General features: G+C 72.1%; 1 protein-coding gene. It reads left to right on the forward strand.

Annotation, left to right across the window (positions count from 1 at the left end; genetic code table 11):
* Window position 1: 1 nt before the first annotated feature.
* The coding region (locus NWP09_RS12955; RefSeq protein ID WP_258275905.1) for a pyridoxal phosphate-dependent aminotransferase at window positions 2-1,089 on the forward strand (1,088 nt) is incomplete at its 3' end.

Genomic DNA, 1,089 nt, shown 5'->3' on the forward strand with positions numbered 1-1,089 from the left:
CGTGAACCGCATCGCTGCGCGCATCGCCGCCATCAACGAGTCCGCGACCCTGAAGGTCGACGCGAAGGCCAAGGCGCTCAAGGCCGCCGGCCGGGACGTGATCAGCTACGCCGCGGGCGAGCCCGACTTCGCGACCCCGGCGAACATCGTCGAGGCCGCCCAGCGCGCGCTCGCCGACCCGAAGAACTACCGGTACACGCCCGCCGCGGGCCTGCCGGAGCTGCGGGAGGCGATCGCCGCGAAGACGCTCCGCGACTCGGGCCTGCAGGTCGACCCGTCGCAGGTGATCGTCACCAACGGCGGGAAGCAGTCGGTGTACCAGGCGTTCCAGACGATCCTCGACCCGGGCGACGAGGTGCTCGTCCCCACCCCGTACTGGACCACCTACCCGGAGGCGATCGGCCTCACCGGCGCGACCCAGGTGGACGTGTTCGCCGGCGCCGACCAGGGCTACCTCGTCACCGTCGACCAGCTCGAGGCCGCCCGCACCGGCCGCACGAAGGCGCTGCTGATGGTGAGCCCCTCGAACCCGACCGGCGCCGTCTACCCGGCCGACCGCATCCGCGCGATCGCCGAGTGGGCCGACGCCAACGGCCTGTGGGTCATCAGCGACGAGATCTACCAGAACCTCGTCTACGACGGCGAGCGGGCGGTCTCCGTCGTCGAGGCGGTGCCGGCGCTGGCCGACCGGACGATCCTCGTCAACGGGGTCGCGAAGACCTACGCGATGACCGGCTGGCGGGTCGGGTGGATGGTCGGCCCGACCGACGTCGTCAAGGCTGCCGCGAACCTCCAGTCGCACCTGACGAGCAACGTCAACAACGTCGCCCAGCGCGGCGCGATCGAGGCGCTCACCGGCCCCCAGGACGCCGTGGCGGACATGCTCGCCGCGTTCGACCGGCGCCGCCGCACGATCGTCACCGGGCTGTCGAAGATCCCCGGCTTCTCCGTGCCGACCCCGAAGGGCGCGTTCTACGTGTACGCGGATGTCTCGGCGCTGCTCGGCAGGGAGTGGGGCGGCGTGCGCGCCGACACCTCGCTCGAGCTCGCCGACCTCATGCTCGAGCAGGCGGAGGTCGCGGCCGTGCC

Source organism: Agrococcus sp. HG114 (assembly GCF_024723325.1).
In the GTDB taxonomy this organism is placed as follows: domain Bacteria; phylum Actinomycetota; class Actinomycetes; order Actinomycetales; family Microbacteriaceae; genus Agrococcus.